Source organism: Candidatus Rhabdochlamydia sp. W815 (assembly GCF_018642185.1).
Lineage (GTDB): Bacteria > Chlamydiota > Chlamydiia > Chlamydiales > Rhabdochlamydiaceae > Rhabdochlamydia > Rhabdochlamydia oedothoracis.
The window spans coordinates 1-2704 of the sequence record NZ_JAAVTY010000154.1; the positions used below are offsets into that span (position 1 = coordinate 1).

2 protein-coding genes are annotated in these 2704 nt (G+C 33.2%); both read right to left on the reverse strand.

Annotated elements, in window-relative coordinates; all coding sequences use genetic code 11:
• Positions 1-336: 336 nt before the first annotated feature.
• Positions 337-2007, reverse strand: coding sequence for a peptide ABC transporter substrate-binding protein (locus RHOW815_RS07750; protein ID WP_215217732.1), 1671 nt, complete (start codon positions 2005-2007; stop codon positions 337-339).
• Positions 2008-2521: 514 nt separating this feature from the next.
• On the reverse strand, positions 2522-2704 hold a 183-nt coding region (locus tag RHOW815_RS07755; protein ID WP_215217733.1), incomplete at its 5' end, for a hypothetical protein.

Below are 2704 nucleotides of genomic sequence, written 5' to 3' on the forward strand. Positions count from 1 at the left end.
CTACAAGGAACTTTAAACCGTTTTACAGCTTCTTTTTTTTTCAAACCATTATTAACTGCATCTACAACTTTTTGCTTAAATTCTTGATCATATATTTTGTTTTTCCTGTTTAGATCAGTATTTAATTCATCTAAATCTAGATCAGTCTTTTGTGTTGTTTCTGGGCTTGGGTAGACTTTTTTTCTGATCCTAAAAGAAGTCGATACCCAAAGGCTTCCTCATGCGATTCATATTACCACCGCTAATATCAGTGATAGAAATGGGTGTATAGAAGCATTTTCACTACATAAAAACAATTTGTTCGGTGTAAAAAGTGTTTTATCAGGCTTTTACACATTATTTTTTTACTGACGGATTTTTAGATTTTTGCTTTATACAAGAATGTTTGTTCTCTTTTTGCACGGGAGACATGGGAAATAGTAACCTATCTCCCCACAAAGAGACATTAAATTCTAGTTCTGGATTCATAAGATATACATAATTTCTGTGATATAATGGAATAACTGGCATATCTTCGATCAGTACTTTTTCGGCCTTTTCCAGGGTTAATAGGCGCTTATCTCCTTCCTCATAGTTAGAGCGGTTGATTAATTCGATAAATTTGGGATTTTCCCAACCCGTGCAATTCCTTGTATAATTTTTATACTTAAATCTTTGAAGAACGTCCATAGGATCATCATAAGAAGCAAGGGCGCATGAAAGACACATAGAATAATCTTTATTATATAGCTTATCTAAAGCAACGCTAAAATCCAGCTTTTCTAGCTTAATAAAGATTCCAAAAGCTTTTGCCCATTGCTGTTGGATGACTTGTATCATCTCATTCGCTCCATAAACCCGGGAGTAATAAAGGAAAGTCAGTGATTTAAAAGCCTCTTTGGTAATACCCAGCTCAGCCATTCCTTCATTGAGCAGAATATTAGCTTGGATTACATCGTTATCTTTGAAAAACTCGGAGAATCGATTTCCTTTTAAGCAAGGCGCTACTAGATTTGTTGCAGACAAGCCCACTTTGTAAGCTGGATTAATGGAATTCGTTTTAATATTTTTCTTACATCCTTTCCCCAAAATTCCTAGTAATTCTTGGCGATTAATGGCTAAAGCAAAAGCTTTTCGAATCTTCGCATTATTAAAAGGTTGCTTGGTTGTATTGAGATAAATAAATACAGAATAAGGTTGTGGCTCTGAGTTAAAGGTCCATTTTTTTTCTAGCTTAGATACCTCTTCTAAAGGAATATCCGTTAAAGAGTCACCAATCATATCAACTTTTCCTTTCTTAAACATTTCTAATGTTACATGATCACTTTCGATGATATTAAATACGATTTTTTCTGGGTGCTTATCCTCTGTTTTTCTATATTGAGGATTAGCATTTAGAACGATTTGATCCCCTTGCTTAAAGCTTTCCAATATAAAAGGTCCATTACACAAAAATTGAGTGCCTGTTTGGATTGCCCAATTAGGATTTTTTCGATCTTGCTCAATATTTACAGGATAAAATCTAGGATTTGTAAGCAGTTTAAGAAGATGAGGAGTCGGGTGCTCTAGTTTAATTACAAGGGTTTTTTCATCGAGAGCTTTAATACCAACTTGATCTAAGGAAATAAGTCCTTTTTTAGCGCTTTCCGCATTTTTAATAGGAGCAAATAAATAATCTCCCATTGAAGGAAACTTTGGATTGAGAATATCTTTCCACGACTTCTCAAAATCATAAGCAGTAACGGGCTTGCCATTAGACCAAAGGTTATCTCCTAAAATAAATGTATATGTAAGCTTATCATCTGATACTTTATAAGACTTGGCTTGAGCTAGTTGAATCGATCCATCAGGATATCGTTTGACAAGACCTTCAAAAAGCAAGAGAATAATTTGACAAGAAAAAACATCGCCAGCTTTACGAGGATCGAAGGTCTTAGGAGATGTTTTCATATTTAAATTGAGCATAGGCAAACCATGTTTTAATAAAGCTGAAGAAGTTAGCGCGGCAATACAGAAAGTAACAAACACAATAATCAGTGTTTTTTGGATAAAAGGCTTTCTTAGTTTTTTAATGATACAAGAAAAAAACGCTAAAATTCTATTCAACTTTTTGCACATCATATCATAAGGTCCCTTAAAGGATAATTATAAATTTTATAAAGACTTATTTTGCGATAAAACAACATATTCTACAACCACAAAAGAAAAATTTAAGTTGGTTCTGTCGTTGTGGCTCCGAATAAAGATATTCGATCTTGCTAAAATAAATTGGAAATGAAGAACCCGAATAAATTAAAACAAATTTATTAAAAAGGTTCTTATGAAAAACCAAAAAAATATGATCGAGAATTTAAGTTAAATATAATAACGTAATATAGAGAAAGCGAGAAATCCATGACATCGATATCCCTTGATGAGGTGTCTAGAAGCAATTTTTATCACTTTCTTCATAGTTTGATTCTACATTCCGATCGCGGATCCCAATATACAAGCGAAGATTTTAAGGAAGAAGAAAAAATCAAGATACCTTAATGAGAAGATTTTAAACAGGCTCTAAGAAATGCTTTTTCTTTAGCTTGCTGATGACGGTATCCTCGTTGCCCTTTATTTCTCTTAAGTTCCCTACTAATAGTGCTATGAACCTATCTTGAATTAAATTTACTGTTTTAAAGATACTTGCCGACTTAAGAAATTCATCCAATATCCCAGTAGTCCAAACATTAAT